The 17,323-nt window shown below is 73.8% G+C and carries 12 protein-coding genes; 4 read left to right on the forward strand and 8 right to left on the reverse strand.

The genetic code is table 11. The annotated features are described in order from the left end of the window. Window positions 1-25 precede the first annotated feature (25 nt). The 4 genes from JOF44_RS18910 to JOF44_RS18925 are packed head-to-tail and all read right to left on the reverse strand — an operon-like array spanning window position 26 to window position 4,672. On the reverse strand, window positions 26-1,189 hold the full coding sequence (locus JOF44_RS18910) for an Mrp/NBP35 family ATP-binding protein (RefSeq protein ID WP_209895104.1): 1,164 nt from the start codon (window positions 1,187-1,189) through the stop codon (window positions 26-28). Then, on the reverse strand, window positions 1,186-1,812 hold the full coding sequence (locus JOF44_RS18915) for a DUF1003 domain-containing protein (protein WP_209895106.1): 627 nt from the start codon (window positions 1,810-1,812) through the stop codon (window positions 1,186-1,188). Before JOF44_RS18915 ends, JOF44_RS18910 begins: the two co-directional genes overlap by 4 nt. 2 nt (window positions 1,813-1,814) lie before the next feature. Beyond that, the gene (locus tag JOF44_RS18920) at window positions 1,815-3,146 is read right to left on the reverse strand and encodes a magnesium transporter MgtE N-terminal domain-containing protein (RefSeq protein WP_209895108.1); all 1,332 of its coding nucleotides are present in this window, start codon (window positions 3,144-3,146) and stop codon (window positions 1,815-1,817) included. Then, on the reverse strand, window positions 3,143-4,672 hold the full coding sequence (locus tag JOF44_RS18925; RefSeq protein ID WP_209895110.1) for an aminopeptidase P family protein: 1,530 nt from the start codon (window positions 4,670-4,672) through the stop codon (window positions 3,143-3,145). Before JOF44_RS18925 ends, JOF44_RS18920 begins: the two co-directional genes overlap by 4 nt. A gap of 37 nt (window positions 4,673-4,709) precedes the next feature. Between JOF44_RS18925 and JOF44_RS18930 the strand changes: the two genes are divergently transcribed. Together JOF44_RS18930 and JOF44_RS18935 are read left to right on the forward strand one after the other, a co-directional pair. Beyond that, window positions 4,710-5,570, forward strand: coding sequence for a PHP domain-containing protein (locus tag JOF44_RS18930; RefSeq protein WP_209895112.1), 861 nt, complete (start codon window positions 4,710-4,712; stop codon window positions 5,568-5,570). Further along, window positions 5,567-6,196 (forward strand): MarC family protein, encoded by a 630-nt coding sequence (locus JOF44_RS18935; protein ID WP_209895114.1) that lies wholly within the window; start codon window positions 5,567-5,569, stop codon window positions 6,194-6,196. Before JOF44_RS18930 ends, JOF44_RS18935 begins: the two co-directional genes overlap by 4 nt. Before the next feature lie 65 nt (window positions 6,197-6,261). On the opposite strand, the gene JOF44_RS18940 is transcribed toward JOF44_RS18935, so the two are convergent. The 4 genes from JOF44_RS18940 to JOF44_RS18955 all read right to left on the reverse strand — a co-directional run bounded on the left by JOF44_RS18940 (window position 6,262) and on the right by JOF44_RS18955 (window position 10,716). Continuing rightward, a complete protein-coding gene (locus JOF44_RS18940; RefSeq protein WP_209895116.1) occupies window positions 6,262-8,013 on the reverse strand; it encodes a DEAD/DEAH box helicase in 1,752 nt (583 codons plus the stop codon). A 66-nt stretch (window positions 8,014-8,079) separates the two neighbouring features. Further along, window positions 8,080-9,768 (reverse strand): metallophosphoesterase family protein, encoded by a 1,689-nt coding sequence (locus tag JOF44_RS18945; protein WP_342591850.1) that lies wholly within the window; start codon window positions 9,766-9,768, stop codon window positions 8,080-8,082. A gap of 6 nt (window positions 9,769-9,774) precedes the next feature. Further along, window positions 9,775-9,996: a DUF3107 domain-containing protein gene (locus JOF44_RS18950; RefSeq protein ID WP_209895118.1), complete on the reverse strand. Its 222-nt coding sequence runs from the start codon at window positions 9,994-9,996 to the stop codon at window positions 9,775-9,777. A 57-nt stretch (window positions 9,997-10,053) separates the two neighbouring features. Then, window positions 10,054-10,716, reverse strand: a complete 663-nt coding sequence (locus tag JOF44_RS18955; protein ID WP_209895120.1) for a TetR/AcrR family transcriptional regulator — start codon at window positions 10,714-10,716, stop codon at window positions 10,054-10,056. A 111-nt stretch (window positions 10,717-10,827) separates the two neighbouring features. Between JOF44_RS18955 and JOF44_RS18960 the strand changes: the two genes are divergently transcribed. Beyond that, a complete protein-coding gene (locus JOF44_RS18960; protein WP_209895122.1) occupies window positions 10,828-14,031 on the forward strand; it encodes a UrvD/REP family ATP-dependent DNA helicase in 3,204 nt (1,067 codons plus the stop codon). Further along, window positions 14,028-17,321 (forward strand): ATP-dependent helicase, encoded by a 3,294-nt coding sequence (locus JOF44_RS18965; RefSeq protein ID WP_209895124.1) that lies wholly within the window; start codon window positions 14,028-14,030, stop codon window positions 17,319-17,321. Before JOF44_RS18960 ends, JOF44_RS18965 begins: the two co-directional genes overlap by 4 nt. Window positions 17,322-17,323: the final 2 nt, after the last annotated feature.

Consider the following 17,323-nt stretch of genomic DNA (forward strand, 5'->3'; position numbering starts at 1 on the left):
TGCCGCGCTCAGCTCCGTGCCACGCTCAGCTCCGTGCCACGGACAGTGGCAGCTTCATGCCCCCGAGGCCGCGCGGCCGGTTCACCAGCGAGCGGGCGATGTCCCGCAGCGCCGCCGTGGTGGGGGAGTCCGGATCCGAGGTGACCAGCGGCGTCCCCTGATCGGAGCCCTCGCGCAGCGCCGGGTCCAGGCCGACGCGGCCCAGCACCGGAACGTCGTGGCCCACCGCCTCGCCGAGGGTCGCGGCCACCCGGTCACCGCCGCCGGTGCCGAAGACGTCCATCACGGAGCCGTCGGGCAGGGTCAGCCCCGTCATGTTCTCGACCACGCCCGCGATCTCCTGCTCGGTCGAGGCGGCCAGCGAGCCGACCCGCTCGGCGACCGAGGCCGCCGACTGCTGCGGGGTGGTCACCACGACCATCTTCGCGCCCGGCAGCAGCTGGGCGACCGAGATCGCGACGTCCCCGGTGCCCGGAGGCAGGTCCAGCAGCAGCACGTCGAGATCGCCCCAGTACACGTCGGAGGCGAACTGTTCGATCGCCCGGTGCATCTTCGGACCGCGCCAGACGACGGCCTGCCCCTCGGGCACGAACATCCCGATGCTCATCACGGCCACGCCGTGGGCCGCCGGCGGCATCAGCAGGTCGGAGACCTTGGTGGGCTGTTCGGTGATGCCGAACATGCCGGGCATCGAGAAACCGTGGATGTCGGCGTCGATGACGCCCACCCGCAGGCCGTCCGCCGCCATCGCCGCCGCCAGGTTCGCGGTCACCGTGGACTTGCCGACCCCGCCCTTGCCGGAGGAGATGGCGAAGATGCGGGTCAGCGAGCCGGGCTGGTTGAAGGGGATCTCTCGCCGCCCCTCCCGCAGCTGCGCGGTCAGCGCCCGACGCTGCTGTTCGGTCATCGACCCCGTCTCGACCTCGACCCGGCTCAGTCCCGGCACGGTCGCGGCCGCCTCGGCGGTGTCGCGCTCGATCCGGTCTCGCATCGGGCAGCCCTCGATCGTCAGCAGCACCCGGACCCGGGCGGTGCCGTCCTCGTCGACGCTCACGTCGTCGACCATCCCCAGCTCGGTGATCGGCTTATGGATCTCGGGGTCGATCACCGTCGTCAGGGCCTCGTGGATCCGGGCGACGCGGTCATCGGCGTGATGCTCTGTGTGCTCTGTGTGCTCTGTCGTGCTCACGGTGCGTTCTGCTCCTTCGTGCGGTCGGGGGCGCCGGTGCGCTCCCGCTCGGTCAGCACCGCATCGATCTCCTCGCGCAGGATGGTGCGCAGGGCGGCGGCGTCGACCGGGGCGGTTCCGGCGCGTTCGGCGGACGTCTCATCGGTGGGCTCGAGGTCCTCGAGCAGGTCGCGCAGCTCGCTGCGCACGAAATCGCGGGTGGCGACGTCGTTCAGCGCCAGGCGCAGCGAGGCGATCTCGCGGGTGATGAAGTCCGTGGTGGCGTGGTTGCGGTCATTGGACTGGCGGTCCTGCTCGGCCTGGACGCGGTCGCGGTCGTCCTGGCGGTTCTGGGCCAGCAGCAGCAGGGGAGCGGCGTAGGAGGCCTGCAGCGACAGGATCAGCGTCAGCAGCGTGAAGTTCAGCGCCCGCGGATCGAACTGTGCGGAGACCGGCGCCAGCGAGTTCCAGGTCAGCCAGACCGCGCAGAACAAGGTCATCCCGACCAGGAAGGCCGGGGTGCCCATCATGCGGGCGAAGCCCTCGGCACCACGACCGAAGGCGTCGCCGCGCAGCGGGTTGCGCACGAGCGAACGGCGCCGGGGAGCCGGGTCGTCGAGCGGCGGCGGATGGTGCTCGGCCATGCTCAGCCCTCCTTCGCGTCGTCACGGGCGGTGGCCCGGGCGATCTGCGAGAGGTCGATCTGGCCGGTGGTCGGCACCGGCTCGTCCTGCTCGCGCCAGTCGTCGGGCAGCATGTGGTCCAGCACGTCGTCGACGGTGACCGCGCCCAGCAGGCGCCCGTCCTCGTCGATCACCGGGATCGAGACCAGGTTGTAGGTGGCCATCTCGCGGGTCACCCCGGACAGCGGGGCCGTGGGGGGCACGGCGACCTTGTCCGCGTCGAGGATCTCGCCGACGGGGCGGTCCGGGCGCTCCCGCAGCAGCTGCTGGAAGTGGACGATGCCCAGCAGACGGCCGGTCGGAGTCTCCAGCGGGGAACGGCACACGTGGACCGTCGAGGCGAGCGCCGCGTGCAGCGCCTCCCGGCTGATCATCGCCAGGCAGTGCGCCACCGGGGTCTCCGGGGCGACGACCAGCGGCTCCGTGGTCATCATGCCGCCGGCGGTGTACTCGTCGTAGGCGAGCAGGCGACGGACGTCCTCCGCCTCCTCCGGCGCCATCAGGTCCAGCAGCTGACCGGCGACCTGCTCGGGCAGCTCGCCGACGATGTCGGCGGCATCGTCAGGGTCCATGACGTCCAGCACGTCCGCCGCGCGGGCGGCGTCCAGCCCGGTGACGACCTCGACCCGGATGTCCTCCGGCAGCTCGCCGAGAACGTCCGCCAGGCGGTCGTCGGCCAGCTCACCGGCCAGCTCGATCCGCCGCTTGGGGTCCAGCTCCTGGATGATCTCGCCGAGATCGGCGGGATTGAGGTCCTGATAGGAGGCCGCCAGCAGGTGCGCGGACTGCTCCGCCTGCGTGCCGTACAGGCCGCTGACCTCCGCCACCGGGGAGGTGATCGTCTCCCCGCGGGAGACCAGGCGGCCGAGCGGGCCGCCGCCGCGGCGGCGACGGCGCAGGAACAGGCGGGAGACCGTCCAGTCCTTGTGCCGGTCCTGGTCCAGGGCGATGTCCAGCACCGTCGCCTCGCCGGAGCCGTCGGAGAGGGTGACCACCCGGTCCAGCAGATCGCCGATCACCAGCAGCTCACCGGTGCGCTTCTCGAAGCGGCGCACGTTGAGCACCCCGGTGGAGATCACCTGGCCCGGGGAGATCGCGGTGACCCGGGTGATGGGCAGGAACGCACGGCGCTTCGCGGCGACCTCCACCACCAGACCCACGGCGCGCGCCGATTCCCGCGCCTGCGGCACCACCACGACGTCGCGCACCGTCGCCACCACGTCCCCGAGCGGGTCGAAGACCGTGGTACCGGTCAGGCGCGCCGCGTAGAAGCGCGGCGGGGCGGTGGAGCTCACCGCCGCAGACCAGCCATCCAGGCCTCGACGTCCTCCGGACGACGGGGCGCGGCGGCCGAGAGGTTCTCCACGCCGTCGGCGGTCACCAGGACGTCGTCCTCGATGCGCACCCCGATCCCGCGCAGCTCCTCGGGCACCAGCAGATCGTTCTCCTTGAAGTACAGGCCCGGCTCGATGGTGAAGACCATCCCGGTCTCCAGCTCCGCGTCCAGGTACATCTCGCGGCGGGCCTGCGCGCAGTCGTGCACGTCCATGCCCAGGTGATGGCTGGTGCCGTGCGGCATCCAGCGGCGGTGCCACTGTCCCTCGGGGGCGAGGGACTCCGCGGCGGTGCCGGGAAGCAGGCCCCACTGCTGAAGATGTCCGGCGAGGACCTCCATCGCCGCGGCATGCAGCTCGCGGAAGCGCAGCCCGGGGCGGGCCACGGCGAAGGCGGCATCCGCCGCTTCCAGCACGGCGGAGTAGACCCTGCGCTGGACGGGGGAGAAGGTGCCCGAGACCGGCAGGGTGCGGGTGACATCGGCGGTGTACAGCGAGTCGACCTCGACGCCGGCGTCGACCAGCACCAGCTCGTCGGCGCGGACGCGCCCGTCATTGCGGATCCAGTGCAGCGTGCAGGCGTGGTCACCGGCGGCGGCGATCGTGTCGTAGCCGACGCCGTTGCCGTCCGCGCGGGCGGTGGCCGCGAAGACGCCCTCGATGATCCGCTCGCCGCGGGGGTGGTCGACCGCCTCGGGCAGGTGGCCGATGATGTCCTCGAAGCCGCGGATCGTGGCGGCGACCGCCTCCCGCATCTGGCCGATCTCGTACTCGTCCTTGACCAGTCGCTGCTCGCTGGCGGTCTCCTTCAGCGCGGCGTGGGCGGCAGCGGCCTCGTCCCCGCCCGGCAGGCCGTTCTGGGTGCGGATCTCGTCGACCATCGCCTCCACGGCGGCGTCCACGCCCGGCATGATCGACAGCGACAGCTGCGCGCCGACGTCCTTGGCGAGGTGGTCGCGCAGGTCGTCGATGTGGCGCACCTCGATGCCCAGACGCTGGGAGGCCTCGGCCAGCGTCGGACGGCGGCCCACCCACATCTCTCCGTAGCGCGCGTCGGCGTAGAACTCGGCGGTGTCGAAGCCCGCACGGGGGCGGAAGAAGTAGATCGCCTCCGACCGCTCGGGATCCTCCGCAGACGGCTCGACGACCAGAACGCTGTCGGGCTCCTCGTCGGTGCCCAGTCCGGCGTAGTACGCGAAGGCCGTGTCCGGGCGGAAGGGGTAGTCCGTGTCGTTGGAGCGGACCTTGAGCACACCGGCCGGCAGCACCAGCCGCGTCGCCGGGAGGGCGCGCACCAGCGCGTCACGACGAGCCGGGGTCGCGTCCGCGGCCGCGCGGCGCTCGGCGTCCGGAACCGTCTCGTCCCATCCGGAGGCGATGAACTCGCGGAACGCCGCATTGGTGGGGCGCTGACTGCGCGAGTCGCCGCGGGAGGCGAGGTCCTTGCTGAGGTCCTTGGGGCTGGTCTCGGTGTTCTCGGTGCTCACCCCTCGATGGTCTCACGCCGCGGTCTACGCTGGGCCTATGAGTGAGCGCATCGACCTGCACACCCACTCGTCCTGGTCGGACGGTACGTGCGGTGTCGACGAGCTGCTGCGCCGTGCCCGGCGGGCGCAGCTGGACGTCCTGGCCCTGACCGATCACGACACGATCGACGGCTGGGCGGAGCTGCCGCAGGCGGTCGCCGCGACCGGCGTCGCGGTGGTGCCCGGCATCGAGGTCTCCGCCGAGCACGAGAGCCTCAGCGTCCACGTGCTCGCCCTGCTGGTGGAGCCCGATGCGGACTCGGAGCTGGCCCGGGAGATGGCGCGGGCCCGCTGCTCCCGCGTCGAGCGGGCGCGGTCCATGGTCCAGCTGATCGCGGCCGACCACCCGATCACCTGGGAGGACGTGCGCGCCCAGGCCGCCGGGGAGACGACCGTGATCGGGCGCCCGCACATCGCCGACGCCCTCGTCGCCCGAGGGGCGATCCCGGACCGCTCGGCGGCGTTCCAGGAGATCCTGAGTCCCTCGGGGCCCTACTACGTGCCCTACTACGCGCCGGGCCCGGTGCAGGCCGTGCGGGCGATCCGGGAGGCCGGCGGGGTGGCGATCGTGGCGCACCCCGGATCGGTGACCCGCGATGCGGACCTGCCGGTGGATCTGCTCGAGGAGATGGTCGGCGCGGGCCTGGCCGGGATCGAGGTCGAGCATCGCGAGCACGACGAGGCCGAGCGAGCCCGGCTGCGGGACTTCGCCACCGCCCATGATCTGCTGATCACGGGCGGCAGCGACTACCATGGCGCGGGCAAACCCAACCGGCTCGGAGAGAACCTCACGCAGCCGGACGTCCTGGCCGCGATCACCCACCGCGCCACGAGCAGCACCGAGGTCATCCATCCGTGAACCTGGTCGACTTCAGCTTCCTCACGGGAGTATTCGTCACCCTCTTCGTCATCATCGATCCCCCGGGCACCGTCCCCATCTTCCTCTCGCTGACCAGCACCTTCACCGCGAAGCAGCGGTCTCGGGCCGCGCTGGTCGCGGTCGGCGTCGCGGTGCTGATCATCTCGGTGTTCGCCCTGTTCGGGCAGTTCATCCTCGACTACATGCACATCTCGCTGCCGGCGCTGCAGTTCTCCGGCGGTCTGCTGCTGCTGATCGTCGCCCTCCAGCTGCTGGCCGGCAAGGAGGACGAGATGGGGGCGAGCGAGGGCGTCAACGTGGCGCTGGTGCCGCTGGGCACCCCGCTGCTGGGCGGGCCGGGCGCGATCGTGGCCGTGATGCTCTTCGTGCAGCAGACCGGCGGCGAGGCCGCGCGCATCGGGTCCCTGGTCCTGGCCATGGTCCTGCTCGCGGCGACCATGTACCTCGCCATGCGCTTCGCGGGTGTCATCGCCCGGGTGCTCGGTGACGGCGGCGTCACCCTGGTCACCCGTATCTCCGGGGTCCTGCTGGCGGCGATCAGCACCCAGATGATCTTCGACGCCGTGCGGGCCTTCCTCACCGAGTGGGGGATCGTGGCCGGATGAGAGATCGGCGCCCGGGATCCGTGGGGATCCCGGGCGCCGATCGTTCGTCCTGGGGCGGCGGGCCGTCAGCCCTCCTGGGAGCCGCCGGAGCGTCCGCCGCGGCCACGTCCGCCGCGGGAGCGGCGGCGACGCTGCGAGGAGGAGCCGTCGGAAGCTCCCTGCGACGACCCTTCAGCGGCGGTCTCGCCCGGCTTCTGTTCGCTGACCACTTCTCCGTGCACGCGTCGGGTGCGGGACCGGCTGCGCTGACGGCGCGGACTCCCGCCCTCGCCGTCGCCGCGCTGGGAGCGCCCGTCGCGCACGGCGTCGCGCTCGCCATCACTCTCGTCGCGGCGCCCGCCGTCGCGCCGGGGGTGTTCGCGGCGCTCGCCGCTGCGACCCCCTTCGCGACCGCCGCTGCGCCCGCTCTCGCGACCTCCTCGGCCGCCGCGTCCCCCGCGGCTGTCCTCGCGACCGCCGCGTCCGGCATGGTCGGGGCCGCCGAGGTCCTCGATCGTCTCCGCGTCCAGACCGTCGCGGGTGCGCTCGTCCTTCGGCAGCGTGCCCTTGGCCCCGGCGGGGATGTCGAGCTCGGTGAAGAGGTGCTCGGAGGTGGAGTAGGTCTCCACGGCCTCGGCGGACTCCAGTCCCAGCTGTCGGGCGATGAGCCCCCAGCGGGCCAGGTCCTCCCAGTCGACGAAGGTCACCGCGGTGCCCTTCTTGCCGGCGCGGCCCGTGCGGCCGGTGCGGTGCAGGTACGTCTTGTCGTCGTCCGGGCAGTTCCAGTTCACCACGTGCGTGACGTCGGTCACGTCGATGCCGCGAGCGGCGACGTCGGTGGCCACGAGCACGTCGATCTTGCCGTTGCGGAAGGCGCGCAGCGCCTGCTCGCGGGCGCCCTGGCCGAGGTCGCCGTGCAGCGGGGCGGCGGCGAAGCCGCGGTCGGCGAGATCGCCCGACACCCGGTCCGCCTGGCGCTTGGTGCGCATGAAGATGATCGTCAGTCCGCGCCCGCGGGCCTGCAGCACCCTGGCCATGACCTCGATCTTGTCGAGCTGATGGGCACGGTAGACGACCTGCTTGATGTCGGCCTTGGTGCGCGCGCCGTCGCCCGGGTCATGGGCCCGGATATGGGTGGGCCGGCTCATGAAGCGACGCGCCAGGGCCATGATCGGGCCGGGCATCGTCGCGGAGAACAGCATGGTCTGGCGCGTGGTCGGCACCGCCTGCAGCAGCTTCTCGATGTCCTCGAGGAAGCCGAGGTCGAGCATCTCGTCGGCCTCGTCCAGCACCGCGGTGCGCACCTGGGACAGGTCCAGGTACTTCTGGCGCATGAGGTCGATCAGGCGCCCGGGGGTGCCCACGACCACCTCGACGCCCTTCTCGAGGGCCTCGATCTGCGGTTCGTAGGCGCGGCCGCCATAGACGGTCAGGATGCGCACGGGGCGCTTCGCCGAGGCCGCCTGGAGGTCCGTGGCGACCTGCACCGCGAGCTCGCGGGTGGGCAGGACCACGAGGGCCTGCGGCTTGCCGACCGGGCGGCCGTCGGGGTTGTCCTCCCCGGGGGCGACGGCGGCCTGCAGCAGCGGGATGCCGAAGCCGAGCGTCTTGCCCGTGCCGGTCTTGGCCTGGCCGATGATGTCGCGGCCGCGCAGGGCGATCGGCAGCGTCATCGACTGGATCGGGAACGGATGGATGATCCCCTTGGACGCGAGCGCCTCGACGATGTCCTCGCGGACGTCGAAATCGGCGAACGTCTCCTCGGGGGTGCCGGAGCTCTGCTCGACGGCGGGGGAGGCCGACGCGGCCTCCTCGGTGTGCGGGATGGTTTCAGGCACCGTTCAACTCTCTGATCATGGGTAGTCCTGTCCATGGTAGCCCCCGGCGTCGAGGGTGCTCGGCGATCAGCCCTCGCCGCCGTCGCTGACCTCGGGCAGCGGACTGCTCGGAGCCGTCGGGGTGACGCGATCCTCGTCCGGCAGCCCCTCGCCCGGCTCGACCTCCTGCTCGGAGGGGATCGGGGCCTCGGGGGTCTCGGCGTCCTCGGGCACCTCGAGCGGCTCCTGCTCGGGCTCCATCTGGGTGCGCTGGATCGAGACCGACACCAGTCCGAGACCGCCCATGACGATGTCGTCATAGGCGACCAGCTGCCCGCTGGTGCGGTCGAAGTAGAGCATCCGGGCGGTGAGATCCAGGGGGGAATCGCCCTGCAGCACCGGGGCCACGCCGCCGGAGGCGAGCGCCCCGCCGGTGGAGCCGACGGTCAGCCAGTCGGTGCCCGAGCCGTCGCGGTCCAGCTCGACCTTCGAGGTGTGCATGTGTCCCGAGAGCACCAGCGGCACGCGCCCCTCGAGGCCCGCCGGCTGCGTCGGATCATGGATCAGGGCGAGGTCGACGGGCGCGTCGGGGTGCTCGTCGTCGTAGGCGGTGATGGTGTCGCCGAGCTGGAAGCCGCTGGCCTCCACCGCTTCCTTGCCGGCCTGCCAGCCGGTGGTGTCGGAGTCGTCGTCCGCCGCGAAGCGCGGATCGCCGATCCCGGCGATGGTCAGTCCGTCGACCTCGACGACCTCGTTGTCCAGGACCAACGCATTGGGCTGGGCCTCGATGGTCGCGGCCGCCGTGGCGCCGTCATGGTTGCCGCTGATGTACACGTAGGGCACGTCCAGCTCGCCGATCACGCTGAGCTGCTCGGCCTCCAGCGGCGTGCCCCAGGAGACGATGTCGCCGGTGTCGATCACGAGATCGATCGCGAACTGCGTGTGCAGCTGCTCGATGACGTCGTAGGCCTGGGGGTTGTCGTGGATGTCGGAGACATGCAGGACCGTGACCAGGTTCTCCTCGCTCAGCCCCACCGGCAGCGAGTCCGCCGCGATGTACAGGGCGGAGACCTGGCCGACGAACTGGGCGAGGGTGTCCCGGTAGCTCTGGTAGTCGGCGACCGTGGCCTGGCCGATGTCGGCGACATAGGCGGCCTGGGAGAGCAGCCCGTCGAACTTGGGCTGGTACAGGGCGTCGGGACGGAAGGTCACCGAGGTGACCACCACGGACACCCCCACCACCGCGACGGTGGTGCCGCCCGCGATCAGGGCGCGCCGGGCGCGACGGAAGGTGAGGCCGACCGCGAGCCCGGCTCCGGCGGCCGCGAACAGCGCGTTCAGCACGGCGTTCTTGGCGGCGGCGGCGGTCAGCGCCTCGGGAGCGGTCTGCGTGAGCTCCGTGAAGCCGGTGTCGGAGTAGAACAGCGCCTCCGCCTTGTCGATGTCCACGCCCTGGACCCGGGCCTCGATGCGCACCGGTGCCGCGTGGGTGTCGAAGGCGACCTCACCGACCGGCGGCAGCAGCAGCACGGTCTGGGAGCTCAGCGAAGGGCGCAGGTGCACGCTCGCGGTCAGCGGGCCGACGTCGACCCGGGTGGCGGGAACCAGCAGGATGCCGACGATCGCTCCCAGCAGGGCGACCACCGCGGTGGTCGTGATGTGCAGCGCGCGGACCCGACGGATCCGGCGCCGACGCCGCTGTGTGGCGGACTCCTCCGAGGCCACCGGCTCCGCGGACGCGCCGGGTTCCTCGGCAGAACTCTCAGCGGCGTTCACGGAGCATCAGCCGAGGAAGCCGACGCGGCGGGGCTCCTCGGTGGAGATCTCCGCGAAGGCCACCTTCGCACCGGGGATCAGCACGGTGCGCCCCTTGTCGTCGACGAGGGTGACGGGAGAGCCGTCGGCGACGGCGGCGTCGAGCCGCGCGAGCAGCTCCTCGGTCTTCTCCTCGGACTCGATGACGATCTCGCGGGGCGAGTGCTGGATGCCGATGCGGATCTCCATGGCGATGTCCTTCCCTCCGCCGAACTGGCGGGATGAGCAGTGCGTGACGAGGGAAGTCTACCCGTCGGACCCGGGGTGCGCGGTCCCGTCCGCTCCCAGCACAGTGCCGACGATCCGAGGGTTCTCCAGCGGGGCGAAGCCCGTCAGCCCGTGCACCATGAACGTCGTCATCATCTCGAGGATCTCCTCGCGCTCGGCGTCGTCGGAGGCCTCGTGGAGCAGCCGGGCGGTGGACTGGGTGGCGGTGATCAGCCCCCGGCCGATGACCCGGGACTCGATGGTGCTCATCCGGCGGGAGGCGGCCAGCACCTCGGCCAGCTCGACGGCCATCTGATCCAGCACTGCGTCGGCGCGCCGTTGGACGGTCTCGGAGACGGGCTCGTTGCCCGTGAACAGCCGCAGCGCGTTCTCGAGCGAGACCAGCTGGTAGAAGCGCTCGAGCCCGTGGCGGACGCGTCCGCGGGTGTCCCCGTCGAAGGAGCCGATCTCGCGCACCTCGTCGAACAGCTGCTCGGCGATGATGTCGATGACCTCGACGTACAGCGTCTCCTTGGACGAGAAGTGCTGGTAGAGCACCGGCTTGGTGACCCCCGCGGCGAAGGCGATGTCATCCATGCTCGTGGCCTGGAACCCCTTCTGCGTGAACACGCGCGTGGCGAGCTCGAGCAGCTGGGTGCGCCGCTGCGCGCGGGGCATCCGGGGCGTCGGTGACGGCGACATGGCGTCGGCCTCCTCGCAGATGACGGGGCACGGTGATCCATCGCACTCTACCGCTCCGTCACCACCGCGTGGTGGCCCCCGTCCGTCACCCCGGTGAGGTGGAATGGGCTCATGCGAGGCGACGGGCCCGGAGCGGGCGAGCGGGGCGGGACGGGCGAGCGGATCCGTCTGCTCGGACCGGACCTGGCTGCCCTGCCGGTGGTGCTCGACCCGGACGCGCTCGATGCGCAGCAGCGCCGCGCACGGGACCTGGTCCTGGCGGGGACCGATGTGCTGGTGCACGGCGGGCCCGGCAGCGGGCGCACCGCGCTGGCCCTGGCGACGGCGGCCGATGCCGGGGCCGGCACGCTGCTGCTGGCCCCGCGCCGTCTGGCCGCCGGACGCCTGCGCGATGCCCTGGCCGTCCACGGCGCCGGGGGAGCCCGCGCGATGACCCCGCCCGCCCTCGGCCATGCACTCCTGCGGGCCGACGCCCTCGGCCGCGGCCTCGGCGAGCCGACCCTCGTCACCGGCGCGGAGCAGGACGCCCTGCTGGCCGAGCTGATCGGTGAGAGGGAGGCCTGGACGCTCGAGGTCGACCCCGGGGCCCGCACCCTGCCCGGCTTCCGCACCGAGCTGCGAGACCTCATCACCCGCGCCACCGAACTGGGCCTGACCCCGCACGACCTCGAGCAGCTCGGGCGTGCACGGGCCCGACCGGCCTGGTCCGACGCCGCCGCGATCCTGCGCGACTATCTCGGCGTGCTGGATCTGGAGGCCGCCGCCGCCCTCGACGCCGGGCCCCGCCTCGACTCGGGCGGCCTGGTCCGGCGCGCTGCCGGACTGCTCGAGGACCCCCGGACCCCGCCGCCCTTCGCCACCGTGGTGGTCGACGACGCCCAGGACCTCACCTCCGCCGGCATCGCCCTGGTCGCCGCGCTCGCCGCCTCGGGGTCGACCGTGATGCTCTGCAGCAGCCCCGACATCGCCGTGGACACCTTCCGCGGGGCGCTCCCGGACGCCGCGGACCGGCTCCGCGGCCTCCTGCCCCGGCCGGTCTCCGAGGTGACGCTGGAGGGCTCTCACGCCTGCGCCGACGGGATCGTCGCGGCGGTCGACACCCTGCGCGGGAGGCTGCCGCTGTCCGGATCGAGCGTCGCCTCGCGGCGCCCGCGGGCGACGCCGGGGCGGGGCCTGGCGGTGCTGGAGGCGGAGGACCCGCTGGACGAGGCCCGCCTGATCGGCTCCGCGCTGCGCGACCTGCACCACCGCGAGGGCGTGGCCTATGACGACATGGCCGTGGTGTGCCGCTCCGGGGCCGCCGTCGCCGACGTCGCGGACCTGCTCTCCCGCACCGGGCTGCCCGTGCGCACGCCCCGACGTCCGCAGCCGCTGCGGGAGGTGCCCGCGATCGCCGACCTGCTGACCCTCCTCGAGCTGGGCTGCGCCGGGGACGAGGTGGTCGTCGACCCCCGGGTCGCCTCCCAGCTGCTGCGGGGGCCCTTCGGGGACGCCGACACCCTGCGACTGCGGCGCATCCGCCGCCTGCTGCTGGGCGCCCATCGGGCGGCCGATCCCTCCGCGGAGATCCCCAGCGAGCAGCTGCTGGCCCGGGCGCTGGTGGATGAGGAGGTCCCCGGGCTGCCCGAGGAGGGGGCCCGCGACCGCGCCGCCGCCCCCGTGCACCGGCTGCGGGCCATGATCCGCGCGGTGCGGGAGCACCGCCAGGACGCCGCCGACCAGGTCCTGTGGCACGCGTGGGACGCCTCCGGGCTCGCCGGGGGATGGCGCCGCGCCGCCCTCGGCGCCCCCGGCGACGTCGACGGCGCCCGCTCCCGGATGGCCGGGGCCCGGCTGGACGCCCTGCTCGAACTGTTCGCCGCCGCCGAGCGGCTCACCGACCGCCGTCCCGGCGCCGGGGCCCTGGATCTCGTCGAGCAGATCCGCGCCCAGGCCGTCGTCGAGGACACCCTCGCTCCGGCCGCAGCCCCCCGCGGCCGGCTCGCCGTGCTCACCCCGGCCCAGCTCGCCGGGGAGCACCGCGACACCGTCGTGCTCGCCCGCGTCCAGGAGGGGGCCTGGCCGGACCTCCGCCTGCGCTCGACCCTGTTCGGCGCCGCCGACCTCTCCCTGCTGGCCGGGGCCCGCGCCGGCACGGAGCTGCCCGCCGACCCCGAGGCGCTGCGGGCCCTCCAGCGCGAGCAGGTGATCGCCGACGAGCTGCGCCTGGCCGTCAGCGCCATGACCCGCGCCCGCACCCGCGTGCTGATCACCGCCGTCCAGGACGAGCAGCTCGAGCCCTCCGCCCTGCACGAGGCGGTCGCCGCACTCGCCGAGCGGGCGGGAGAACCGTGGATCACGTCGGAGGCCCTGAGACAGGACCCGGGCCCCGCCCCCGACGTGCGGTCCCTGGTGGCCGCGCTGCGGGCACGACTGCGCCAGGAGGACCCCCGCCGCTCGCGCGAGGCGGCCCTCGCCCTGGACGCGCTGGCCCGTGCCGGAGCCCCCGGCACCGATCCCGCGCGCTGGTACCACCAGGACCCCAGCAGCCTCGAACCCCTGCACGAGGAGGGCGCCCCCATCGCCCTGTCCCCCTCGGCCCTCGAACGCGCTGTGGACTGCCCGCAGTCCTGGCTGATGGAACGGGCCGGCGGCACCCGTTCCGGCGGACCCGCCCAGCTCATCGGCACTGCTCTGCACCACCTCGCCCAGGTCCACCCGCGCGGCCCCGAGGGCGACAGCGCAGACCTGCTCGCCGAGCTGCACACGCTGATCCGCTCCGTCCCCGGCACCGAGACCTGGTCCGGCAGGCGCCGGGTGCGGCGCGCCGAGGACGCGGCCCTGCTGCTGGCGCAGCACCTGCGCACGGCGGGGGAGCCGCTCGCGGTCGAGGCCCCCTTCGAGGTCGAGCTCGGCCGCGTGCACCTGCGCGGCAGCATCGACCGCATCGAGGGCGATGCGAGCGGCCTGCGCGTGGTGGACCTCAAGACCGGCCGCAGCCCCAAATCCGCCGCCGCGGCGGAGAGCGACCTGCAGCTGGCCGCCTACCAGGCCGCCGTGCGCGAGGGGGCTCTGGCCGAGGAGCTCGGCGAGGACGCCCCGGGCCGGCTGAACGGCGCCCAGCTGGTCTACGTCGGCACCGGCGCGAAGAAGGCGGCCGTGCGCACCCAGGGCGCCCTGGCCCGGGCGGAGGATCCCGCCTGGTTCGACGACCTCGTCAGCCAGGTCTCCCGCGACGTCTCGGGCCGCCGCGTCACCGCCCGGCTGAACGCCCACTGCTCCCACTGCGCGGTGCGCAGCAGCTGCCCGCTGCAACCCGAAGGAGACCAGCTGTGAGCGCGAACGCCTCCGCCCCGCTCAGCGCCGCCCGCCTCGCGGCCCTGCTCGACCAGCCCCCGCCCACCGCCGAGCAGACGGCCGTCATCGAAGCCCCGCTGGCCCCGATGCTGGTGGTCGCGGGCGCCGGCTCCGGCAAGACCGAGACCATGGCCTCCCGCGTGGTGTGGCTGATCGCCAACGCGGTGATCGAGCCCCGGCAGGTGCTGGGGCTGACCTTCACCCGCAAGGCCGCCCACGAGCTGTCCGCCCGCATCACCGCGCGCCTGGCCGCGCTGGCCGCGGCGCTTCGCGCCGAGGGCCTCGCCCTGCCGCCGGGCCTCGAGCGCGGCGGCGACGAGCTGGTCGGCCAGCGCCCCCTCGTCCACACCTACAACGGCTTCGCCCTCGACCTGGTGCGCGAGCACGCCCTCGCCGTCGGCATCGACCCCGAGCTGACCATGATGTCCACCTCCGCCTCGTGGCAGCTCGCCCACGAGATCGTCGAGGGCTGGGACGACTCCCTGGACCTCGAGGCCTCCCCGGCCACGCTCACTGCGGCCCTGCTGTCGCTGACCTCCTCGATCGCCGACCACCTCGTGACCCCCGAACAGCTGCGGTCCCACCTCACCGAGATCCGCGACCACCTCTCCCAGATCCCGCTGCAGGTCGAGGGGCGACGCCGCACCACCCCCAAGGCCGTCGCCTCCGTCCTCGCGGCGCTCGAGTCCCGGCTCGCCCTGATCCCGCTGCTGGAGCGCTTCGCCGCGGTCCGCACCGACAGCTCCGCCCTCGACTTCGCCGACCAGGTCTCCCTCGCCGCCCGGATCGCCCGCGAGGTCCCCGCCGCGAGCCGGCTCGCCCGCCGCATGCACCGCGTGGTGCTGCTGGACGAGTTCCAGGACACCTCCGTCGCCCAGCTGCGGATGCTCACCGACCTCTTCGGCCCCGGCCACGCCGCCTGCGCCGTCGGCGACCCGCAGCAGGCGATCTACGGCTGGCGCGGCGCGTCGGCCGCCTCGCTGGCCGGCTTCGCCGCCTCCTTCGCCACCGCCGAGCAGCCCGTGCTGCAGCGCACCCTGTCCACGTCCTGGCGCAACGACGAGGCCGTCCTCGCCGTCGCCAACACGCTCGCCGCCCCGCTGCGCGCGGCCGACGCGGGACTGAGCATCCCCGAGCTGCAGGCCCGCCCCGGCGCCGGAGAAGGGGCCGCCGAGATCCACGAGGCCTCCGACGAGCGGGCCGAGGCCCGGGCCATCGCGGCGTGGATCCGGGAGCGCCGGGCCGAGGACCCGCAGGAGGAGCCCCCGGCGTCGGCCGCCGTGCTGGTGCGCGCCCGCCGCCAGATCCCCGCCCTGGTCGAGGGGCTCGAGGCCGCAGGCCTGCCCGTGCACGTGGTCGGCCTCGGCGGCCTCCTGCACCGCCCCGAGGTGGCCGACGTCCGCGCCGTCCTCGTCTGCGCCCACGATCCCGGTCGCGGCGATGCGCTGATGCGGTTGCTGACCGGGCCGCGGGTCCGTCTCGGCGCCCGCGACCTGTCCGTGCTGGGCCGCTGGCGGGACCGGATGGGCTCGCGCCTGCGCCGCCGCGCCGACGCCCCGGGCGGCGAGGACGAGGCCGAGACCGTCTCCCTCGTCGACGCGGTCGACGACCTGCCGCCGCGGGACTGGATCGATCCCTCCGGGCGGGCCCTGTCCGCCACCGGCCGAGCCCGGCTCGAGCAGGTCCAGCAGATGCTGCGCGAGATGCGGCGCCTGCTGCCCCTGCCGCTGCCCGATCTCGTCACCGCCGCCGTGCGGCTGCTGGACGTCGACCTGACCCTGCTCGCCCACGACCCCTCCTCGCGGGCGCTGGCGGACCTCGAGGCGCTGCGCGACCACGCGGCCGCCTTCGACCGCACCGCGCAGCGCGGCGGCCTCGGCGCCTACCTGGACCTGCTGGAGATCAGCGAGGACGAGGAGGCGGGCCTGGCCGTCACCGCGGCCCCCGCCCCGGAGACCCAGGAGGACGCCGATGCCGCGGTGACCATCGTGACGATGCACTCCGCGAAGGGTCTGGAGTGGGATCTGGTGGCCGTCGCCGGGCTCACCGAGGGCTCGGTGCCCTCCTACGACCTGCGCCGCGCGAAGACCGACGAGGCCGGGCGGGTGCGGGTCCCGGCGGGCGGCTGGCTCGACAAGCTCGCCTCCGCCTCCGTGCCCACCGCGCTGCGCGGCGACGCCGACACCCTGCCGGAGCTGGCCTGGGCCGAGGCGGACACGCAGGTCGACGCCGAGGGTCTGATCGAGGAGTACCGCTTCGCCCAGGGCGAGGAGTCGCTGCGCGAGGACCGCCGCCTGATGTATGTCGCGGTCACCCGGGCCCGCCGTCGCCTGCTGCTGACCTCCGCGGCCTGGCGCACGGGCCTGGCCTCCGCCCGCCCCCGCTCGCGCTACCTCGTCGAGGCCGGGCCGCTGGTGCCCGAGCGCTTCCGCACCGCGGACGAGATCCCCGATCAGAACCCGATGGAGGCCGAACGGCCCCAGGGGCAGTGGCCCCCGCCGGAGGGGGAGGCGGAGCGGGCACGCCGCCGCGCCGCCGAGCTGCTGACGGCGGTGGGGGAGGACCCCGCCCCCGAGGAGCTCGCGGCCGGCGACCCGGCGCTCGCCGAGATCGTGCGGCGGACCATCGCGGACCTCGAGCAGCAGGCCGCGCCCCCGGCCGTGCACTCCCCGCCGCGGCTGTCCGCCTCCCAGGTGGTCCACCAGGCCCGCGACCCGCAGGACGCCGCGATCGAGCTGCTGCGGCCCCTGCCCCGTCGTCCGTCGGCGGCCGCCGCCCGCGGCACCGCCTTCCACGCCTGGCTCGAGTCCCGCTACGACAGTGCGACCCTGCTGGATCTCGAGGACCTGGTGGACCTGGCCGATCGCGCCGACCCCGATGCCGAGGGCGGCGGGGAGGACCGCGCGCTGCGGGAGGCCTTCGTCGCCTCCCCGTGGGCGGACCGCACCCCGATCGCGGTCGAGCACCCGGTCCAGACCCGGGTGGGCCGGATCGCCGTGCGCGGCGTCATCGATGCGGTCTTCGCCGACCCGGACGACGACAGCGGCGTGATCATCGTGGACTGGAAGACCGGGCGCGTGCCGCGCCCCGCCCAGCTGCGCGAGCGCGCTCTGCAGCTGTCGCTGTACCGCCTGGCCTGGCACGAGAGCACCGGGCTGCCGCTGGGCAGGATCCGCACGGCCTTCCACTTCGTGGCCGACGGGATCACCCACGAGGTGCGCCGCCATCCCTCTCGCGAGCGGATCGCGGCGATGCTCACCGGCGAGTGAGG

The sequence above is a fragment of the Brachybacterium fresconis genome, assembly GCF_017876515.1.
Classification (GTDB): domain Bacteria; phylum Actinomycetota; class Actinomycetes; order Actinomycetales; family Dermabacteraceae; genus Brachybacterium; species Brachybacterium fresconis.